Source organism: Vreelandella glaciei (genome assembly GCF_013415125.1).
Taxonomy (GTDB): Bacteria; Pseudomonadota; Gammaproteobacteria; order Pseudomonadales; family Halomonadaceae; genus Vreelandella; species Vreelandella glaciei.
This window is the reverse complement of record NZ_JACCDE010000005.1, coordinates 74,780-95,410: the sequence shown is the minus strand read 5'-3', so window position 1 is coordinate 95,410 and position 20,631 is coordinate 74,780. Positions and strand designations below refer to the sequence as shown.

The window sequence follows — 20,631 nt, the reverse complement described above, 5'->3', positions numbered from 1 at the left end:
GCTAGCGACTAACCACTCAGCTTGTCGTAATCGCCGTCGCGGTAGCCAACCAACATGGTTGAGTCGTCTACTTCTAGTAGCGGCCGCTTCAGTAGCGTGGGATGTTTCACCAGCATCTGGCGGGCTGACGTATCAAAGGCGTCTTTCTCTTCCTGAGGGAGGTCGCGCCAGGTTTTACTGCGCTTATTGACGACATCGACAAGCGGTACACGCTCTAAAATATGCTCAAGCAGGCCCGCCGAAAGGCCATCTTTGCGCAGGTCGTAGGTCTTGAACGCAATCCCTTTGCCTTCCAAGGCTTTGCGCGCCTTACGGCAGGTGTCGCAGGTATTAATCATATAGAGCGTCAGCATACAGCCTCCTTTAAGCAAAGCGTCAACGCGGTTAGCCGCGCTCAATAAGATGACGAATACGCTGCGCCGCTTCCAGCGTAGGTGTCAACTCAGCTACCAGTGCTAATCGCACACGTCCTGCGCCAGGGTTAGTGCCGTTTCCCCCCGTGCGCCCCATTAAGCTGCCGGGTAGTACGCTTACATGCTGCTCGGCAAACAGACGCTGGGTGAAAGCAATGTCGTCGCCGCCCGGTACCGCAGGCCAGAGATAGAAACTGGCTTGAGGAACTGGGAAGCTCATGACAGGCGCAAGCACATCGGTCACCGCGCTAAATTTTTCCCGGTAGGCATCGCGGTTAGCACGCACGTGGTGCTCATCCTGCCAGGCGGCAATAGAGGCGTGCTGGAGGGGCAGCGACATGGCGCAGCCATGATAGGTGCGGTAGCGCTTGAAGGGGGTTAGCAGGGCTGCATCGCCCGCCACAAAACCCGAACGCAGGCCGGGCAAGTTAGAGCGCTTGGAGAGCGAGTGAAATACTACGCAACGCCGATAATCGTTACGGCCCAGTTCGGCGCAGGCTTGTAATAGGCCGGGCGGTGGGGCGGTCTCGTCCAGATAAAGTTCCGAATAGCACTCGTCTGAGGCGATGATGAAGTCGTGCTCATCGGCCAGTGCAATGAGTTGCTTGAACTCCTCAATGGGAGTGACTGCCCCGGTGGGGTTGCCCGGTGAACAGATAAACACCATCTGCACCTCGCGCCACATAGCGGCAGGCACCGCACTAAAGTCCGGCCGAAAATTGTTCTCAGCGGTGCAGTCTAAGTAGAGCGGTTCACCGCCTGCCAGCAGCGTCGCGCCTTCGTAAATCTGATAAAACGGGTTGGGTACCGCGACTTTCGCAGGGCGCGTGCGATCCAGGGCTGCCTGCACAAAGGCAAAAATTGCTTCCCGAGTGCCGTTGACCGGAACGATATGTTGTTCGCTGTCGAGGTTGCGTAGCTGAAAGCGCTGTGTTGCCCAATTAGCGATGGCTTCACGAAGCGCTGGCAGGCCGTTGGTGGCCGGGTAGCGGGCCATTTCCAATTGGTGCGCTACTAGGGCATCAAGCGCTGCTGGGTAGGGCGCGTGCTGAGGTTCGCCAATGGTCAGCGGTATATGGGCGAGCTCGGTGGGCGGGGTGAGCGTCGCCTTTAGCGCCGCCAGCTTTTCAAACGGGTAGGGATGCAGGGCGTCGAGGTCGGCGTTCATGATGTGTCCGTTAGTGGCTGGCTGGCGTAAGACGACGATTATAGGCAAGCCCCGGTGCAGGCTCAAACCTAACGAGGGTGTGATTTTGCAATGAATGCTTTTACAGACACCTGATAGACGGGAGCGAGGGTAGGTTGGAGCGAGGGTCTTTCGCCATGGATGGCGAAAGTAGCGCCCATGGAGGGGTTCACAGCGCCCTCGCGGAAACCTACCCTCGCCCCCAGGCTTGGCACTACAATCTCTGCGTCAGCCTCGGGGTTCGGTGTATTACCTTTTAAACCCCTAACACTTCAATCAGCCGCTCGCGTAGCTGCTGTTGGCGTTCAGGGTCGGTCAGTGGTTCGCCAGCCTTGGTGGTAATGAAAAAGACGTCTTCCACCCGCTCGCCGAGGGTGGCGATTTTCGCCGCTGAAAGGGAAATATCCTGCTCCATAAAGATTCGACCCACGCGAGCCAACAGGCCGGGGCGGTCGGGGGCGGTTAGCTCCAGCAGCGTGCGTTCGTTGGCCGGGTCCTGCTCAATCAACACTTCCGTGGGTACCTTGAAATGCTTGAGCTGGCGCGGCGTGTGACGTGTCACGATAGTGGGGTAGTCGTCGGGGTCATCCAGCTCTTCGACCAAGTGCTGGCGCATCTCTTCGATGTGGTTCGGGTCACGAATGGGCTGGCCGTGACTATCGAGCACAATAAAGGTATTCAGCGTCCAGTCGTTGTGGGAAGTGGCGATGCGTGCGTCGTGGATCGACAGACCCAGCTGCTCCATGGCGGCTGCCGTTGCGGCGAACAGGTCATCCACCGAGCGAGTGTGGATAAACACCTTGGTGCCGCCTTCGGCCATGTCGGCGGTGGGCGCGCTGATCAGTACCAGCGGCAGCGGCGACTGGTTGTGATTGAGGATGCCTTGGGTCTGCCAGACAATCTCGCTGGGCGCATACTGGAGAAAGTAGTCCTCTCCTAACGATTCCCAGAGCTGATCGATTTGGGCCCGATTAATCCCGATAGTTTGTAGCAGCGAGCGCGCTTCGGTGCGTGTTTCGCGTACCCAGTCATCTCTGTCAGGGGGGTTGTTCAGGCCACGGCGCAAAGCGCGCTTGGTCTCAGCATGCAGTTGGCGCAGCAGTGTCGCCCGCCAGCCGTTCCACAGCGTTGGGTTGGTCGCGTTGATATCGGCAACGGTGAGCACATAAAGGTAATCCAGGCGGGTTTCATTACGCACCACCAGGGCAAAGTCGCGAATCACATCGGGGTCGCTGATATCGCGCTTTTGTGCGGTCATCGACATCAGCAGGTGGTGCTCCACCAGCCAGCTGACCAGGTTTGTATCGTGAGGCGAGACGTGATGCCGCTGGCAGAACTGTTCTACGTCCCGGGCGCCAATTTCCGAGTGGTCGCCGCCACGGCCCTTGCCGATATCGTGAAATAGCCCGGCAATCCACAGTAGGTCCAGCTTGGGAAGCTGCTGCATGAGCGCTGCCGCCACGGGAAAGTCGCCTTTCGCTTCCGGCTTACGGAAACCGTGCAGAAACTTGAGCAGCCGCAGAGTGTGGGCGTCAACGGTATAGATATGAAACAGGTCGTGCTGCATCAGCCCCACGGCACGGCCAAACTCGGGCAGGTACTTGCCCAAAATGCCGTAGCGGTTCATACGCCGCAACTGGCGCGGTACGTTGCCTGGGGCGCGCATAATGGCCATAAACAGCCGCTGGTGGCGCGGGTCTTCCCGGTAGTGGTCGTCAATCTGGTGGCGGTGATCGCGGATCAGCCGGATGGTGTCGGCGCGTACCCCTTCAATTTCGGGGTGCTTGGCCATCAGCAAAAACAGCTCGAGCATGGCGGCAGGCCGTTCGCGGAACAGGTTGCGTGAGCGAACCTGAATATAGCCGCCTTTGGTCTCGAAGCGCTCATTCAGCTTGACGGTTTCCAGTGCCTCTTTGCCGCGCAAAATCACTTCGTCGAAATGCTGCAGCAGCATATCGTTAAGGCCCGCGAGCGCGGTGACGTGGCGGTAGTAGCGCTTCATAAACTGCTCGACCGCGAGGCGCTCAGGCGTATCGCGGAAGCCAAACATCTCGGCAATCGTGCGCTGATGGTCAAACAGCAGGCGGTCTTCGGCGCGGTCGGTGAGCATATGCAGGGCGTAGCGCACTTGCCATAAAAATGCCTGCCCCTGGCTCAAAATGCGCAGTTCGGCGTCATTCATAAAGCCGTTAGCGACGATGTCGGTGTACTGTTCGGTGCCAAAGTGGCGTTTGGCTACCCAGCCGATCATCTGAATATCGCGCAACCCACCGGGGGAACTTTTGAGATTTGGCTCCAGGTGGTACTCAGAGTTGTTGTAACGGTAGTGGCGGGAGATCTGCTCCTGCCACTTGGCCTCAAAGAAGCGGTCGGCGGGCCAAATGTGCTCGGCGCTGAGGCGCTCGCGCATGGATTCACGCAATGCCTCCGGCCCCGCGATCAAACGTGATTCGAGCAGGTTGGTAATCACGGTCACGTCCGCTTCGGCTTCCCGTTCGCAGTCGTTGAGCGAGCGCACGCTGTGCCCGATCTCCAGGCCAATATCCCACAAAAACGTGATAAAGGCGGTGAGCGGTTCACGGTAGGCGGTGTCGTCGTCCTGCTTTAGCAACAGCAGCAGGTCAATGTCGGAGTGTGGGTGCAGCTCGCCCCGGCCATAGCCGCCAACTGCGACCAGCGCGATGCCATCATCGGGCCACTCATGCTGCGCCCAGGCAATAGCGAGTAGCTGGTCAAGATACCAAGCGCGGCCGCGCACCAGATCACGGATATCCGCTCCGGCGCGAAACTGGTCATCGAAGCGTGCCTGCAGTTCGCGCAGCGCGGCTTTGAAAGGGGCGACCGGGGAGCGCGAGCCTGCAAGCTCGGTGCGAAACAGGTCTAAATCGAAAAGCGAGGTGTCCGGTTCAAACCGGTAGTGGTGAAGAAGCATCAGTTGTTCAAAAAACTGAAGTCTTCGTCGCGACGCGCGGTCAGCACTTCAACACCGGATTCAGTGACCAGTAGCGTGTGTTCCCACTGGGCGGAGAGACTGCGGTCCTTGGTGACGGCGGTCCAGCCATCGCGCAGTACCTTGGTTTTATAGTCACCGACATTAATCATCGGTTCGATGGTGAAGCACATACCGGCAGCAAGCTTGATGTCGGCGTCCGGCGCGTAGCCGTCGTAGTGCAAAAACTGCGGCTCCTCATGGAAATCAGCACCGATACCATGGCCGCAGAAGTCGCGCACCACCGAGTAACCGTGCTCTTCGGCGTGCTTTTGGATCACTCGAGCCAGTTCGGAAAGGCGTACGCCAGGTTTCACCAGTTCAATGCTCTTGTACAGGCACTCCTGGGTGATGCGGCACAGCCGTTCGCCCTGAATAGTCTCGCCGACCACAAACATCACGCTGGAGTCGCCGTGGTAGCCGTCCTTGGTCTTGACGGTGATATCCAGGTTCATGATGTCGCCGTTTTTGAGCTTCTTGGCATCGTCAGGAATGCCGTGGCACACCACATGATTAATGGAGGTGCAGGTTGCCTTGGGAAAGCCGTGGTAGTTCAGCGGTGCCGGGGCCGACCCCAGTTCGTTAACGATATAGTCGTGGCAAAGACGGTCGATTTCCCCCGTACTGACCCCTACCTGGACATGAGGGGTGATCATTTCGATAACGCTAGCCGCTTGGCGCCCGGCTTCGCGCATGTGTTCGATTTCAGAAGGCGTCTTGATAGGAACGTTCATGAATACTCGATATGAATTCAGAATGGAAAAATTGAATGGCGCAATTTAAGACCGTCAAACGGGGTGCGACTTCATCTTGGCAATGATCTATGGTATAAAGCCGCGCGCTTTCCTGCAATCGTGATTCCGAGCTTCTTGGCTGGGAAAGACGGCAGTAGGGCAGGGCGATGAATCCGCAGCGAGCCCGTTAAAGGGCACACTGCTTACTATCAAGCCTTAAAAACACACATGCACCGGCACATGGTCCCGGGTGCCGCTGGCAGCGTTTTACGCAGTCAACGGTCGGATCCATGGGGTGCGTGGAGGCCTAACCCGAGTTTGAGGAGTTTTACCATGTCTCACGTTAATATGCGTGACCTGCTGAAAGCAGGCGCTCACTTTGGTCACCAGACCAAGTACTGGAACCCGAAGATGAGCAAGTTTATCTTCGGCGCGCGCAACAAGATTCACATCATCAACCTTGAGCACACCCTTCCGGCGCTGAATGAAGCGATCGATGTGGTCGAGAAGATGGCGGCATCCAACAACAAAATTTTGTTTGTTGGCACCAAGCGCAGCGCTAGCAAGGTAATTAAAGAAGAAGCAAACCGTGCAGGTCAGCACTTCGTCAACCATCGCTGGTTGGGCGGCATGTTGACTAACTTCAAGACCATCCGTCAGTCGATTAAGCGTCTGCGCGATCTTGAAACCATGCGCGAAGACGGCACGTTCGAGAAGCTGACCAAGAAAGAAGTTTTGGTTGCAACTCGCGAGCAAGAAAAGCTTGAGCGTTCTATCGGCGGTATCAAGAACATGGGCGGCCTGCCGGACGCACTGTTCGTGATCGACGTTGACCACGAGCGTATCGCGATCAACGAAGCCAACAAGCTGGGTATCCCGGTTATCGGCGTGGTGGACACTAACTCCAACCCCGATGGCGTTGATTACGTAATCCCAGGCAACGATGACTCCATTCGCGCTATCCAGATTTACGTTAAAGCGATTGCGGATGCGTGTGGTCGTGCCAAAGAAGGCAACGCGCAAGAGTTTGTTGAAGTGACCGAAGAGGCCGCTGCAGCTGAAGACAAGACTGCCGCCGAGTAATCGCAGCAGTGGGTGCGGTAAGCAGATGTGCCGCATCAAGATAAAGGGGGCTATGCCCCCTTTTTCCCGCGACAGATGAACTGTCTGAGCGGACGAATTTGCCGGCGCTCAATACCGGCCCCGTAATACAGAGAGACATAGGGCAGTGTGATACATGATGGTCATTTATCATGCCTATACTCTGTGTTGCGTTTAACTCTCATAGAACCATTTCAGAGGTGAATTCTCATGGCAGCTATCAGCGCCTCTCAGGTCAAGGAACTTCGCGAACGTACCGGTCTCGGCATGATGGAGTGTAAAAAAGCACTCACCGAATCCGACGGCGACATCGAAGTTGCGATTGAAAACCTGCGCAAAAACTCAGGTCTAAAAGCGGCTAAGAAAGCCGACCGCATCGCCGCCGAAGGTGTTGTGGTAACGCGTGTAGCGGAAGACGGCAGCTACGGCGTAATGGTCGAAATCAACTCCGAGACTGACTTTGTTGCTCGTGATGACAACTTCATCACGTTTGCCGACAAGATCGCCGGTGCTTTCTTCACTGCGAAAAGTGAAGATGTCGCCGCTGTTATGGCGGGCGAGCTGGAAACTGCTCGTGAGCAGTTGGTTCAGAAAATCGGTGAAAACATCGGCGTACGTCGTGCCGTGGTTGTTAACGCTGCAGACAGTGGTTTAGTAGGTGAATACGTCCACGGTGGCCGCATTGGCGTTCTAACCGTACTGACCGGTGGCACTTCGCAAGTCGCTAAAGACGTTGCGATGCACGTAGCCGCGATCAATCCTGCGGTTGCGCACCCTGCTGATATGCCCCAAGAGCAGCTGGATCAGGAAAAAGCGATTATTCTGGCGCAGCCGGATATGGCCGGTAAACCGGAGCAGATCGCTGAGAAGATGGTCCAGGGTCGCTTGAAAAAGTACCTGGCGGAAAACAGCCTAACCGAACAGCCGTTTGTTAAAGACCCGAACCAAACCGTTGCTGAGTTCGTCAAAGCGGCAGGCGGCGAAGTGGTTGGCTTTACGCGCTTTGAAGTTGGCGAAGGCATCGAGAAAGAAGAAGTCGACTTTGCTAAAGAAGTTATGGAACAGGCTGGCCGTCGCTGAGGTCAGAGGTTTCAGAAAGAAGATGGCGTGCGCGCGAGCGCACGCCTTCGCGTATCCGGCCTCTGTATAATTGATGCTAGTATGACCGGCTCTTTTTTATCGGTTTTATACGTTATCAGTTTTATACATAGGGGCTGCACCGCCTGCCTGTGTTCAGGTCTGCCTCAGGAGAGATGCCATGTCACGTGATGTTCAAGAGCCTACCCCCCACGTAGCACCCAGCAAAGGCACTGCTGAGAGTTCGAAGTCAAAATACAAACGTATTTTGCTCAAGCTTTCTGGCGAAGCGTTGATGGGTGAACACGATTTTGGGATTGACCCCAAGGTGCTTGACCGCATGGCGCTGGAAATAGGTCAGCTAGTCGGCATTGGGGTGCAAGTCGGTATCGTGATTGGCGGTGGTAACTTGTTCCGCGGCGCGGCGCTCAATGAAGCCGGTATGGATCGCGTCACGGGTGACCACATGGGCATGTTAGCCACCGTGATGAACGCGTTGGCTATGCGCGACGCCTTAGAGCGCTCTAATATCCGTTCGCGGGTGATGTCTGCTATCCCGATGAGCGGTGTGGTAGAGCATTATGACCGCCGAACCGCTATTCGTTATTTAACCTCCGGGGACGTAGTGCTGTTCTCTGCAGGGACGGGTAATCCCTTCTTCACCACCGATTCGGCTGCTTGCTTACGCGGCATTGAAGTGGACGCAGATGTGGTCATTAAAGCGACCAAAGTGGATGGCGTCTACAATAAAGACCCGGTAAAACACCCAGATGCTGTGAAGTATGACCAGCTCTCTTACGATGACGCCTTGGATCAAAAGTTGGGCGTGATGGATTTGACCGCAATCTGCCTGGTACGTGACCATAATATGCCGGTGCGGGTATTTGATATGAATAAGCCTGGTGCTCTACTGAATATGGTTGTAGGGGGCAAGGAAGGCACGCTGATATACAGAGGTTAATGACGTGATTAACGATATTAAGAAAGATGCCGAATCGCGCATGAAAAAAAGCGTTGAGGCGCTGAATAGTAACTTCAACAAGATTCGTACCGGCCGTGCTCACCCGAGTATTTTAGACGCCGTTACGGTGGAGTATTACGGCAGCCAGGTGCCGCTTAGCCAAGTGGCGTCGGTTAACGTTGAAGATGCTCGCACGCTGAGTATTGTACCGTGGGAGCAGGGCATGGTGCCGAAAATTGAAAAGGCCATCATGACCTCTGACCTTGGCTTGAACCCGGCCAGCGCCGGTACGGTGATTCGGGTGCCGATGCCGATGCTCACCGAAGAAACCCGCAAAGGTTACATTAAGCAAGCACGTAGCGAAGCCGAAAATGCTCGCGTTGCGGTGCGCAATGTACGTCGTGATGCCAACGGTGATTTTAAGTCGTTATTGAAAGATAAAGACATTACCGAAGATGATCAGCGTGAAGGCGAAGACGCCATCCAAAAGCTGACCGACAAGTATATCGCTGAGATCGATAAAGCGCTGACTGCAAAAGAGCAGGATTTGATGCAGGTATAAACCTGTGTTTTATGCAGCCACGGGCAGCTTATGCTGCCCGTTTTGCCACACTCTGGCTGGTTTTTTTATGACTGATCTTTGGTGCGAGAAACCATGACGTCACCGCAGTTTCCTGAAGAACAGCAGGACGAGACCGGTGCACTTTCTCAGGCCGGGGAGGCGCCGCCGGCACACGTTGCTATCATTATGGATGGCAATAATCGCTGGGCGCGCGCGCGTGGGCTTTCAGGCGTACGTGGGCACCGCGCGGGGGTAGAAACGGTGCGTGCAGTGATACAGCGGGCCGCCGAGCGCGAGGTGAAAACGCTGAGTCTGTTTGCCTTCTCCAGCGAAAACTGGAAGCGCCCCGCCGCAGAAGTTAATGCCTTGATGGAGCTGTTTTTGATGGCGCTCAAGCGTGAAGTCAAAAAGCTCAACGAGCGCAATGTTCGCCTCTCGATTATTGGTGAACAGCGTGGTTTCTCCCATGCGATACAAAAGCATATTCAGCGTGCTGAAGTGTTAACTGCACAGAATACCGGCATGCACTTGGTGATTGCCGCTAACTATGGTGGCCAATGGGACATCGCCCGCGCGGCGCGCTCCCTGGCCGAGCAAGTCGCGGCAGGCGATTTAGCGCCCTCGGATATTGACGAGGTCTGCTTTGATAAAGCGATGGGGGTTGATAATGTGCCGCCCATCGATCTGTGTATTCGCACCAGTGGTGAGCAGCGACTATCTAATTTTATGCTTTGGCAAATGGCCTATGCCGAGCTGCATTTTTCACCGCTGCTATGGCCTGATTTCGGTGCTGATGCATTCGATGGGGCATTAAACGACTTCTGTCAGCGCCGTCGTCGCTTTGGGATGACGGATGAACAAATAGAGGCGCAAGGTGCTTAAACAGCGGATTATCACCGCAGCCTGGCTAGCGCCGCTGGTGCTAGCTGGCCTGTTTGGATTGGACGGTGGCGCCTTTGCGCTGTTTACGGCGCTGATTGTGCTACTCGGCACCTGGGAGTGGGCCAATTTAGCCGGTATCACCCGCACAGCGCAGCGTGCTCAGTTAGTGGTCGTGATGGCCGCGTTAATGCTGGTGATGTGGCTAATAGATGCCGCAACCTCGGCATGGCCGCTTTGGCTGGCCGCAGCAGGCTGGCTGATAAATCTTTATTGGGTTACCCGCTACCCTGCCGCTGGTCAGCAATGGCAAGCTACCCCGCGACGATTGGTGATGGGCTTGTGGGTGCTATTGCCTTGCTGGGTCGGTTTTAACGTGCTGCGTGAGAGCGGTATGACGTGGCTGTTGTTTGTGCTGTTGCTGGTGTGGTGTGCTGATATCGGCGCCTACTTTGTGGGCCGCAACTGGGGCAAGCGCAAGCTAGCGCCTAATGTAAGCCCAGGCAAATCCTGGGAGGGCGTGTACGGCGGTTTAGCAGCAACGGCTATGCTGGCCATTGTGTTTGCCGTGTGGCTTTCACTGGGTATGGCCAGTAGCCTCATGCTTATCCTCGTGACAGCAGTCGTCACATTGACCTCTGTGCTTGGGGATCTGCTGGAGAGCATGCTCAAACGTCACCGCAATATCAAAGATTCAAGCCAGCTGCTGCCAGGCCACGGCGGGGTGATGGATCGCATTGATAGTCTGACGGCGGCGATTCCGCTATTTGCGCTGTTTTATCTTGAAGTGCTTATGCCGATGCTGGTTCAGGGGCAGTCGCTATGAGTCAACGGCAGCATCCGCAAACTAAACCACCTACGCAGCGTGTGACGGTGCTTGGATCAACAGGATCCATCGGCACTAGCACGCTGGATGTGATTGGTCGTCATCCCGACCGCTATAGCGTCCATGCGCTTACCGCGCATACTTCAAAAGAGTCCCTGTTAGCTCAGTGTTTAACGCACCGTCCTGCAGTGGCCGTGCTGGATGATGATGTTGATGCTGCTTGGCTACGCCAAGAGCTCAAACTTGCAGGCCTGCCAACCGAAGTGAACGCGGGGCGAGAGGCGCTGTGTGAGGTTGCCCGTGACGCTAGTGTAGATTGCGTGATGGCGGCTATCGTGGGTGCCGCAGGCTTGCTGCCTGCACTGGCCGCCGCCGAAGCGGGCAAACGCGTGTTGCTGGCCAATAAAGAGGCACTGGTGATGAGCGGCGCACTGTTTATGGACGCTGTTTTGCGTTCGGGTGCGACGCTATTACCGATTGATTCCGAACATAATGCCATTTACCAGTGTCTACCTGCAGAGCATCGCGGCGGCTTGGCGCGCCACGGCATTAGCCAACTGCTGCTGACGGCCTCCGGCGGGCCGTTTCGTACCTGGAGCCAGGCTGATATTAATAACGTCACACCCGAGCAAGCCTGCGCTCATCCAAACTGGTCAATGGGGCGTAAAATCTCCGTTGATAGCGCCACGCTGATGAACAAAGGGCTAGAACTCATTGAAGCTTGCTGGCTGTTTGATGCGACGCCTGAGCAGATCCAGGTGGTGGTGCACCCACAAAGCGTGATTCACTCCATGGCGGCGTATCATGATGGCTCGGTGATTGCGCAGCTAGGTAATCCCGATATGCGCACGCCCATCGCCTATGGGTTAGCGTGGCCTGAACGTATTGATGCTGGGGTCGAAACGCTGGATCTTTTTCAGGTGGCGCGGCTAGATTTTGAAGCACCTGATGAATTTCGTTTCCCGTGTTTGGGACTTGCCCGTGAAGCGATGCAGCAGGGTGGTATGGCGCCAGTAGTACTGAACGCGGCTAATGAAATAGCGGTTGATGCTTTTCTACAGCGTAAGCTCAGTTTTACGGCGATTGGACAACTGGTGGCCGAGGTCTTATCGCGCCCCTATGAAGGCCGGGTCGACAGCCTTGAAAGCGTTTTAGCAACCGATCAATGGGCGCGACAACAGGCGTTGGAACTGGTAACAAGGTGGTCCGCTTAAGCATTCGCTGGGCTGGTCGTTAAGCGCGGGTCGTTAAGGAGTGCAGTGTGGGCCTGATACAGAATATTTTAGCGGTCATTGTGGTGCTGGGCCTGTTGGTAACCTTCCATGAGTTTGGCCACTTTTGGGTGGCGAGACGCTGTGGCGTCAAAGTACTGCGTTTTTCGGTAGGGTTTGGCAAGCCGCTATGGTCTCGTGTTGACCGTCAAGGCACGGAATATGCGATAGCCGCTATTCCGCTGGGCGGCTATGTCAAAATGCTCGATGAGCGTGAGGCGCCGGTACCCGAAGATCAACTCGACCAGGCATTTAATCGTAAGACTGTATGGCAGCGCATTGCTATTGTAGCCGCGGGGCCAATCGCTAACTTTCTGCTGGCGATTGTTGCCTACTGGGCACTGTTTGTGGCGGGTACCACGGTGGTTTCGCCGATGGTGGGCAGCATCGTGCCTGACTCGCCAGCCGCCGAGGCCGGGCTTGCCAATGGCGATGAGATTATTGCCATTCAGGGCGATGAAATGCGCTCTTGGGAAGATGTTAATCTGAAGCTAGTGTCTATTATTGGCTTCAGTGGTGAGTTGGCTATCGACGCACGTTCTGAGGGTGCCACTGACATACAGCGCTTTGAACTACCTGTTACCGATTTTTTGGTGCGCCAAGATCCGCCCCAGCCGCTGCAAACATTGGGTATTACGCCTTGGCAGCCAGAATTTCCGGCTATTTTGGGCCAAGTCGTCAGTGGGGAGGCCGCCGAACAAGCGGGCCTCATGGCTGGCGACACCATGGTCGCCATTAACGGCGAGCCAGTGGATGATTGGATGCACTTCGTTAATATTGTGCGAGGTAATCCTAACGAAACGCTGGAGCTCACCTACGAGCGTGATGGCGAGCGAGCAACCGTAGATTTAACGCCCGGGCGTAACAGCTTAGATACTGGGGTGGAAATTGGTTATATCGGTGCTGGTGCCGAGCAAGTTGAGTGGCCGGCTGCGTTTCAGCGTGAGATTCGCTATGGTCCTATCGAAGCGGTAGGCCAAGCGTTATCACGTACCGGTGAGATGACGTTACTGACCGTTGACGCCATTCGAAAGATGTTGGTGGGGCTTATTTCGCCTTCCAATCTCTCGGGGCCCATTACTATTGCTCAGATCTCTGGCGATTCGGCTCGTGCTGGGATAGAAGCGTTTATTGGCTTTCTAGCGTATCTTTCTATCAGTCTTGGGGTGCTTAACTTACTGCCTATCCCGGTGCTCGATGGTGGTCACTTGCTTTATTATTTTATGGAGGTCGTGCGTGGACGACCAGTATCTGAAAAAACACAAGCTGTAGGATTGCGCATTGGGCTTGCCATGGTCGGCACCCTGATGTTGATGGCCCTCTATTTTGATCTGATGCGCCTGTGGTAATGACGCGTGTAGCGCGCAGGATGCCTTGTCATCTGCCTGCACAAATGTATATGGTGCCTTTCTGGAATGAACGGCAGACCAACGCGAGCGAATTGACTGCATGAAAATCAAGACCCTTGGAATGGCGGCACTCTTGCTGGCAGGCGCCAGCGGCGCCCAAGCACAATCCTTTGATGTTTCTGACATTCGAGTGGAAGGACTGCAGCGGGTATCCGCCGCCTCGGTCTTCAATGCATTTCCGGTGAGCGCCAATGAGCGTGTCAGTGAGGCGCAGTTGGCCGCCGCTGCCCGTGACTTATTTGCCACAGGGCTCTTTGACGACGTCTCCTTGGCACGCGAGGGTGATGTACTGGTTATTCAGGTCGTCGAGCGCCCGACCATTGCCCGACTACAGATCAGTGGCAACGATCAGATCTCCGAAGAAGATTTGCGCAATGGTTTGCGTGAATCAGGGCTCTCGGAAGGCCAGGTACTGGAGCTTTCCACGCTGGAAGAGATTCAGCGTGAACTGGAAGGCGTTTACCAGTCACAGGGCCGCTACAGCGCCAGCATCGATACCGAAGTTGAAGAGGTTGATGAGGGGCGGGTACAGGTCAATATCAATATCAACGAAGGCGAAGTCGCTAAGATTCGTCAAATCAATATCGTTGGTAACGAAGCTTTTGATGACGAAACGCTGCGCGAGGTGTTTGAGCTCAATGATCGGCCAGGACGCCTTTTCGGCTGGTTCTCAAGCGATGAGTACTCCCGTGAAGCGCTTGCCGGTGATATTGAGCGGCTACGTTCGTTCTACCTCGATCGCGGCTACGTCAACTTCGATGTCACCTCGACCCAGGTGTCGATTGGCCCGGAAAAATCCGAAATCTTTATCACCCTCAACGTCGATGAAGGCGCCCAGTACCGGGTAGGTGATATTCGTTTCGCGGGTGACCTACAGATCAGCGAGAACGAAGCTCGCCAGCTGCTCACCGTTAAAGAGGGAGAGATTTTCTCCCGCGGCGATGTGAATGCCTCCACCGAAGCCTTGCGCCAGCGTTTGGGTGCCGAAGGCTTCGCATTTGCTGATATTCAAGGCGTGCCTGAAATGGCAGAGGACGGGGAAACGGTCGATCTGGTGATTGCCGTCAATCCCGGTGAACGTGCCTACGTTCGCCGTATCGAGTTCTACGGTAATACCACTACCCAGGATGAAGTGCTGCGACGTGAAATGATTCAGTTGGAGGGCGCACCCGCTTCCACCGACGCCATTACGCAATCGCGTCAGCGTCTTGAACGCCTGGGCTTCTTTAGCCAAGTAGAGGTGGATACTCAGCCTGTGCCCGGTGAGCCGGATTTGCTCGACGTTACTTATAATGTCGAAGAGCAGCCTTCAGGCTCGGTCTCGGCAAGCGTTGGTTTCTCCCAGAGTGCCGGGGTTATTTACGGGGTAGGGCTGTCGCAGAATAACTTCCTGGGTACGGGCAATCGCGTCAACGTAGGTGCTCAGCGCAGCGACACTTTCACCAGCGTTAACTTTGGCTTCACAGATCCTTACTGGACCTTGGATGGTATTTCCCGCGGCTATAACCTGTTCTACCGCGAAACCGACTATGCCGATTCGGATATTTCGACGTTCTCGACAGATGCCTACGGTGCAGGGATTAACTTTGGTTATCCCGTCAGTGAGCTGTCGCGGCTTAACTTTGGGGCCAGCGTTGAAGACCTAACGGTGAAAACCTACTTCGACACGGCCTCAGAAATTCGTCGCTACGTGGAAGATCAGGGCGAAGATGCGCAAAGCCTGAAGCTGACCGCCAGCTGGACACGCAATAATCTTAACCGCGGTATTATGCCTACCGATGGCAGCTATCAGCGCCTGTCGCTGGAAACCGGCGTGCCGGGCAGTGATTCGGAGTACTACAAGCTGCGCGCGCGAGCTCAACAGCTCTTCCCGATTAACGATGACGAGTCCTGGGCGTTCAAATTTACCGGCAACGTCGGCTATGCCGATACGCTGGGCGGCAACGATCCTTACCCCTTCTATGAAAACTTCTACGCCGGCGGTCTAGGCTCGGTACGTGGCTTCACCTCGAATACGCTTGGGCAGCGCACTACGCCAGCAACAGAAGGCGGCCGTGACCGCACCCTGGGCGGTAACGTTTCAGTAGAAGGTAGCGCCGAGATCATTTTCCCGCTGCCCTTTGTTGAAGATCAGCGTGCGCTGCAAACATCGCTATTCCTGGATGGCGGTAATACCTTCCTGACCTCTTGCTACGATGTGCTTGCAGAAGACGCAGGACGTCAGCAGTGCAACTCCGGCGTTGATCTAGGCGATTTGCGCTACAGTGCCGGTATCGGCCTTTCTTGGCTAACGCCGGTGGGGCCGCTGACCTTCAGCGTTGCCGAACCATTGAACGATGAGAGCGGTGACGATACCCAATTCTTCCAGTTCTCACTCGGCCAATCGTTCTAATTTTGCTAGACCGCGTGCCATGGCGGCGCGCGGCTGGCGTGACCTAAGGAGATAACATGATGCGTAGACTAACAGCGGTGGTATGCCTGTTGGGCGCGATGATTTTGCCCGCTCATGCGGCAGAAGTAGCGGTATTAGACTGGCGAGCAGCATTGATGAATACCCAGTCGGCACAGGCCTCAATGAGTACTCTGGAAGGGCAGATCGGCAATCAGCAGCGTGAAGCACAGAACCTGGGTAATGAGCTACAGCAATTACAGCAGCGTTTGCAGAACGAAGGCGAAACCATGGCCCAGTCTCAGCGTGAGTCGCTGATTAGCGAACTACAAGAGAAGGGCAGTCGTTTTGAGCAGCTTCGCCGGGAAGTCATGCAGGCCCAGCAGAGCTCTGAGCAGCAGTTTTTAGAAAGCGCTGAACCGAAGTTGGAGCAAGCCGTCGCACAGGTACTGGAACGCCACGGTATTGATGTACTGGTTGAGCCCCAGGGCGTACTGCACTCAGGTGTGGATCTGCCCAATGTGACCGACGAAGTCACGCAGATTTTTGATACCCTGAACTAAATTTAAACGATGATTGGTGTGGCTTGACCACACCAAAGCTTCCCTGGGCTCCCATGACGCACGCTTCTCATCACCTAACCCTCGCAGACATTGCGCGCCAATTGGACATTGCCGTTAGCGGCAACGCCCAGCAGCCGATACGTGGCTTGGCGACGTTAAAAGAAGCGCAGCCGGATCAAGTCGCTTTTCTGGCCAATCGCGCCTATCTGAAAGATCTGGCGACGACCAAGGCGGCCGCTGTATTACTGCACCCTGAGCACGGTAAACACTGCCCGGTAGCGCGTCTGGAAATTGATAATCCTTACCTAGGCTATGCCAAGCTATCGCAGCTGTTTGACCCATTGCCCGCCCGCGATATTGTTGGTATTCACCCTACCGCAGTCGTAGCGGAAGATGCTCAGATAGGCGCCGATGTCTGTATTCAGGCTCACGCTGTGATTGAAGCGGGTGTGGTGCTGGGCGACCGCGTAGCGATTGGAGCAGGGAGCGTGGTTGGGGCCGACAGCATTATCGGCGAAGCAACACGACTGCATGCCAATGTCACGGTGTGTCATGGTGTGGTGGTAGGTAAGCGAGTCATCCTGCAAAGTGGTTGTGTTATCGGCGGTGACGGATTTGGTTTTGCCCACGACGGTGCTGGCTGGCATAAAATTGCCCAGCTGGGAGGCGTTGTGCTGGGCGATGACGTTGAGGTGGGCAGTTGCTCCAGCATCGATCGGGGCGCACTGGGTGATACGGTGATTGGTGATGACGTCAAAATCGATAGTCAGGTACAAATTGCTCATAACGTCATCATTGGCGATCACAGCGCCTTAGCGGGCTGTGTGGGCATTGCCGGCTCTACCAAGGTCGGTAAACACTGCATGCTGGGTGGCGGCGTTGGTTTGTCCGGCCATCTAACGATTTGCGATGGCGTTCAGGTGACGGGAATGAGCTTGGTGACAAACTCAATCCATGAACCGGGGGTCTACTCCTCAGGTACCGGCGCTATGGCCAATACCCAGTGGCGTAAAAACGCGGTGCGTTTTAAACAGCTCGATGATATCGCTAAGCGCCTAGCAAGATTGGAAAAAAAACAGCGTGATTGATTTATGCTGAATGAAATTTACCTGCCACTGACTTGAGGCTGAATAGCAGCAGGTTATAATCCACTGCTTTTTGGCCAGCAGGGGTGCTGGTATTTGCCTGAGAGTCATTAGGCGTTTTGTTATTTTAGAGGTCGCTACGATGGTTATGGATATCAATGAAATTCGCGAGTACTTGCCCCACCGCTACCCTTTTTTGCTGGTGGATCGAGTAACGGAACTAGCCATCGGTGAATCCATCGTTGCGTACAAGAATGTCAGCATCAACGAGCCGTTTTTCAACGGCCATTTTCCGCATCACCCGATTATGCCTGGTGTGCTGGTGATTGAAGCACTGGCCCAAGTTTGCGGTATTCTCGGCTTTAAAACGGTCAATAAACTGCCCGCCGATGGCTATGTATACTACCTGGTAGGCAGTGACAAGGTGCGCTTTAAGCGCCCGGTAATGCCGGGTGACAAGCTCACCTTAGAGGCCGACGTGATTAAAGGTAAACGCGGTATTTGGAAATTTGCATGCCGTGCCTCGGTTGACGGTGAGCTGGCCTGCGAAGCGGAAATTATTTGTGCCGAGAGGAAGGTGGCTTGATACATCCTACTGCACTGGTCGACCCGACGGCGCGCCTTGCCGACGACGTTGAGGTAGGCCCTTTTAGCATTATCGGCCCCGGCGTCACGATCGGCGCGGGCTCGGTAATTGGCCCCCATGTGGTGGTTAAAGGCCCCACCACGCTGGGTGAGCGCACGCGTATCTTTCAGTTCGCCTCGGTAGGCGAAGACTGCCAGGACAAGAAATACGCAGGCGAGCCGACACGTTTAGTGATGGGTGACGATAATGTCATTCGTGAAGGTGCCACCATTCACCGTGGCACCGTTCAGGATCGTAGTGAAACCACCATTGGTTCGCGTAACCTGTTAATGGCCTACGTTCATGTCGGCCATGACTGCGTTATTGGTAATGACTGTATTTTGGCCAACCAGGTCACCTTGGCGGGGCATGTCACCGTCGGCAACCATGTAATTCTGGGTGGTTTGGCGGCAGTACACCAGTTCTGCCATTTTGGCGATCACGCCATGGCGGGTGGAGGCTCGATTATCACCAAAGACACCCCCGCCTATATCATGATTAATGGCAACCCTGCCGAAGCACGTGGCCTTAACCTGGTGGGCTTAAAGCGCCGTGGCTTTAGCCGCGAAGCGATTAATGCTTTAACCGCCGCCTATAAGATGGTCTATCGCCAAGGGTTGACCACTGAGCAGGCACTTGCCGAAATGCGTAACCGCTTTGAGCTACCCGAAGTCGAGCATTTTGCCGCCTCTATTGAGCGTTCGACCCGCGGCATTACCCGCTAACCCATGCTGATCTGCCTATGACCCTGCAACGCGTCTACCTCGTGGCCGGAGAGCTATCTGGCGATATTCTTGGTGCTGGGCTGATGCGCGAACTGAAAGCACGCCATCCCGACGTCGAGTTTCGTGGTATTGGTGGGCCGCGCATGCAAGCAGAAGGCATGGAGAGCCGCTTCCCTTTAGAGACCCTCGCGGTAATGGGGTTGGTTGAAGTGCTCAAGCACCTCCCCGAACTGATCCGCGTGCGTCGAACCCTAAAAGCCGAAGCCTTGGCCTGGCAGCCAGATATTATGCTCGGTATTGATGCCCCTGACTTCAATTTAGGTCTGGAACGCCAGCTCCGCGAAGCGGGTATTACCACCGCCCACTACGTGAGTCCTTCCGTATGGGCGTGGCGCCAGGGGCGGGTAAAAGGCATCGCTAAATCGGTAAACGGCATGCTAACACTGCTCCCTTTTGAAGCCGCCTTCTATCGCGAACACCGTGTCCCCGTCGCCTTTGTGGGCCATCCTCTGGCCGACGAGATGCCGCTGGAAAATGACCGTGTTGCCACCCGTCAAGCGCTGGAGCTAGCGCCTGATAGCCAAGTGTTGGCGCTGTTGCCCGGTTCCCGGGCCAATGAAATTCGCTTTTTGGGTGATACTTTTCTTAACGCTGCCGAACAGCTGTGCCAGCGCCACCCGGCGCTGCAGGTGTTGATTCCTGCGGCCACTGCTGATCGCCGCCGGGAAATCAGCGCACTGCTGGCTAATTACCCGCTACTGGCTGAGCGTACTGCGTTGCTCGATGGCCAGGCCCGTGAAGCCATGGTGGCGAGCGATGTGGTACTGCTGGCCTCGGGTACCGCCGCGTTGGAAGCCATGCTGTGTCACCGCAGCATGCTAGTGGCCTACAAAATGGCCCCCGCCACCCACTGGCTGGCTAAACGAATGGTAAAAACCCAGTGGGTGTCGCTGCCCAATTTGATTGCCCAGGCCACGCTGGTGCCCGAACTGATTCAAGAGGCCGCCTCACCCGAGGCGATTGCCGACCAGCTTAGTGCCATGCTGTCAGATGAGGCAGGCCGCCATGCGTTGGAAGCGCGCTTTGCCGAGATGCACGCTACGCTCCAGCGCAACGCCAGCCGTCGCGCCGCCGAGGCAATTAGCCAGCTAGCAGCAGGCCAGCCACTGGAGACTGTTGATGGCAATTGAGCATTGGTTGATCGAGCACAAGGATTTTCAACCGCTAAAAATTGCCTACCGTGGTGAGCGTCTGGCAGGGGTTGATGAGGTGGGACGTGGGCCGCTGATAGGCAGTGTGGTAGCCGCTGCGGTAATTCTTGACCCCGCTCAGCCGATTGACGGTCTTACCGACTCTAAAAAATTGACGGCGCGCAAGCGTGAAGCGCTGGACAGTCAGATTCGCGAGCGGGCGTTAGCCTTTGCCGTGGCAGAAGCCAGCGCTGCCGAAGTGGATGCACTGAATATTTACCACGCTACCCACTTAGCCATGCGTCGAGCCATTGATGCATTGGCACCGGCGGCGGAATATCTACTTGTCGATGGCAATAAATTACCTGGCCATCTGCTGCCTGGGCAGGCCGTGGTGAAGGGCGATGCGCGTCACGCGGCCATCGCCGCCGCATCGATTCTGGCCAAGGTTGCCCGGGATGCCCAAATGGTTGCCTTGGATGAGTGCTATCCTGAGTATGGTTTTGCGCGCCATAAAGGCTACCCGACCAAAGAACACCTGACGGCGCTTGCAGCTCACGGGCCACTGGCCGACCATCGTCGTAGCTTTGCGCCGGTGCAGCGTCAGTTGGCGCTGCTTTAACGTATTTCTTCTTCATCTAGCGTA

General features: G+C 55.7%; 19 protein-coding genes. 15 read left to right on the top strand and 4 right to left on the bottom strand.

Annotated elements, in window-relative coordinates; all coding sequences use genetic code 11:
• Nucleotides 1-8: 8 nt before the first annotated feature.
• The 4 genes from HZS80_RS05155 to map all read right to left on the bottom strand — a co-directional run bounded on the left by HZS80_RS05155 (nt 9) and on the right by map (nt 5,322).
• Nucleotides 9-353, bottom strand: coding sequence for a Spx/MgsR family RNA polymerase-binding regulatory protein (locus HZS80_RS05155; protein WP_179915354.1), 345 nt, complete (start codon nt 351-353; stop codon nt 9-11).
• 31 nt (nt 354-384) lie between these two features.
• Nucleotides 385-1,581 carry a succinyldiaminopimelate transaminase gene (gene dapC, locus HZS80_RS05150; RefSeq protein WP_179915353.1) on the bottom strand — a complete coding sequence of 399 codons (1,197 nt, stop codon included), beginning with the start codon at nt 1,579-1,581 and terminating at the stop codon, nt 385-387.
• A gap of 274 nt (nt 1,582-1,855) precedes the next feature.
• Nucleotides 1,856-4,531 (bottom strand): [protein-PII] uridylyltransferase, encoded by a 2,676-nt coding sequence (locus tag HZS80_RS05145; RefSeq protein WP_179915352.1) that lies wholly within the window; start codon nt 4,529-4,531, stop codon nt 1,856-1,858.
• On the bottom strand, nt 4,531-5,322 hold the full coding sequence (gene map / locus HZS80_RS05140; RefSeq protein ID WP_179915351.1) for a type I methionyl aminopeptidase: 792 nt from the start codon (nt 5,320-5,322) through the stop codon (nt 4,531-4,533). Before map ends, HZS80_RS05145 begins: the two co-directional genes overlap by 1 nt.
• 333 nt (nt 5,323-5,655) lie before the next feature.
• Between map and rpsB the strand changes: the two genes are divergently transcribed.
• The 15 genes from rpsB (at nt 5,656) to rnhB (ending at nt 20,607) form a co-directional block, all read left to right on the top strand.
• A complete protein-coding gene (rpsB, locus tag HZS80_RS05135) occupies nt 5,656-6,405 on the top strand; it encodes a 30S ribosomal protein S2 (RefSeq protein WP_179915350.1) in 750 nt (249 codons plus the stop codon).
• Between the two features lie 228 nt (nt 6,406-6,633).
• Entirely contained in the window at nt 6,634-7,503 is an 870-nt protein-coding gene (gene tsf / locus HZS80_RS05130) for a translation elongation factor Ts (RefSeq protein WP_179915349.1), read from the top strand.
• Nucleotides 7,504-7,681: 178 nt separating this feature from the next.
• A complete protein-coding gene (gene pyrH, locus HZS80_RS05125; RefSeq protein ID WP_176302523.1) occupies nt 7,682-8,461 on the top strand; it encodes a UMP kinase in 780 nt (259 codons plus the stop codon).
• A 4-nt stretch (nt 8,462-8,465) separates the two neighbouring features.
• Complete coding sequence (frr, locus tag HZS80_RS05120) at nt 8,466-9,023, top strand: ribosome recycling factor (protein ID WP_008959876.1); 558 nt, start codon at nt 8,466-8,468, stop codon at nt 9,021-9,023.
• Between the two features lie 93 nt (nt 9,024-9,116).
• Nucleotides 9,117-9,905: a polyprenyl diphosphate synthase gene (uppS, locus tag HZS80_RS05115; protein WP_179915348.1), complete on the top strand. Its 789-nt coding sequence runs from the start codon at nt 9,117-9,119 to the stop codon at nt 9,903-9,905.
• Nucleotides 9,898-10,728, top strand: coding sequence for a phosphatidate cytidylyltransferase (locus HZS80_RS05110; RefSeq protein WP_179915347.1), 831 nt, complete (start codon nt 9,898-9,900; stop codon nt 10,726-10,728). Before uppS ends, HZS80_RS05110 begins: the two co-directional genes overlap by 8 nt.
• A complete protein-coding gene (gene ispC, locus HZS80_RS05105) occupies nt 10,725-11,942 on the top strand; it encodes a 1-deoxy-D-xylulose-5-phosphate reductoisomerase (RefSeq protein WP_179915346.1) in 1,218 nt (405 codons plus the stop codon). The genes HZS80_RS05110 and ispC overlap by 4 nt, the downstream gene beginning before the upstream one ends.
• 47 nt (nt 11,943-11,989) lie before the next feature.
• Nucleotides 11,990-13,348 carry an RIP metalloprotease RseP gene (gene rseP / locus HZS80_RS05100; protein ID WP_035564742.1) on the top strand — a complete coding sequence of 453 codons (1,359 nt, stop codon included), beginning with the start codon at nt 11,990-11,992 and terminating at the stop codon, nt 13,346-13,348.
• Between the two features lie 100 nt (nt 13,349-13,448).
• Nucleotides 13,449-15,800, top strand: a complete 2,352-nt coding sequence (bamA, locus tag HZS80_RS05095) for an outer membrane protein assembly factor BamA (protein WP_374730584.1) — start codon at nt 13,449-13,451, stop codon at nt 15,798-15,800.
• Nucleotides 15,801-15,859: 59 nt separating this feature from the next.
• Nucleotides 15,860-16,360 (top strand): OmpH/Skp family outer membrane protein, encoded by a 501-nt coding sequence (locus tag HZS80_RS05090; protein WP_133731095.1) that lies wholly within the window; start codon nt 15,860-15,862, stop codon nt 16,358-16,360.
• Between the two features lie 53 nt (nt 16,361-16,413).
• Nucleotides 16,414-17,448: a UDP-3-O-(3-hydroxymyristoyl)glucosamine N-acyltransferase gene (gene lpxD, locus HZS80_RS05085; protein WP_179915345.1), complete on the top strand. Its 1,035-nt coding sequence runs from the start codon at nt 16,414-16,416 to the stop codon at nt 17,446-17,448.
• A 139-nt stretch (nt 17,449-17,587) separates the two neighbouring features.
• Nucleotides 17,588-18,031, top strand: coding sequence for a 3-hydroxyacyl-ACP dehydratase FabZ (gene fabZ / locus HZS80_RS05080; RefSeq protein WP_133730950.1), 444 nt, complete (start codon nt 17,588-17,590; stop codon nt 18,029-18,031).
• Nucleotides 18,028-18,795, top strand: coding sequence for an acyl-ACP--UDP-N-acetylglucosamine O-acyltransferase (gene lpxA, locus HZS80_RS05075; RefSeq protein ID WP_179915344.1), 768 nt, complete (start codon nt 18,028-18,030; stop codon nt 18,793-18,795). Before fabZ ends, lpxA begins: the two co-directional genes overlap by 4 nt.
• A gap of 17 nt (nt 18,796-18,812) precedes the next feature.
• Entirely contained in the window at nt 18,813-19,985 is a 1,173-nt protein-coding gene (lpxB, locus tag HZS80_RS05070) for a lipid-A-disaccharide synthase (protein WP_179915343.1), read from the top strand.
• Nucleotides 19,975-20,607, top strand: a complete 633-nt coding sequence (gene rnhB, locus HZS80_RS05065) for a ribonuclease HII (protein WP_179915342.1) — start codon at nt 19,975-19,977, stop codon at nt 20,605-20,607. Before lpxB ends, rnhB begins: the two co-directional genes overlap by 11 nt.
• Nucleotides 20,608-20,631: the final 24 nt, after the last annotated feature.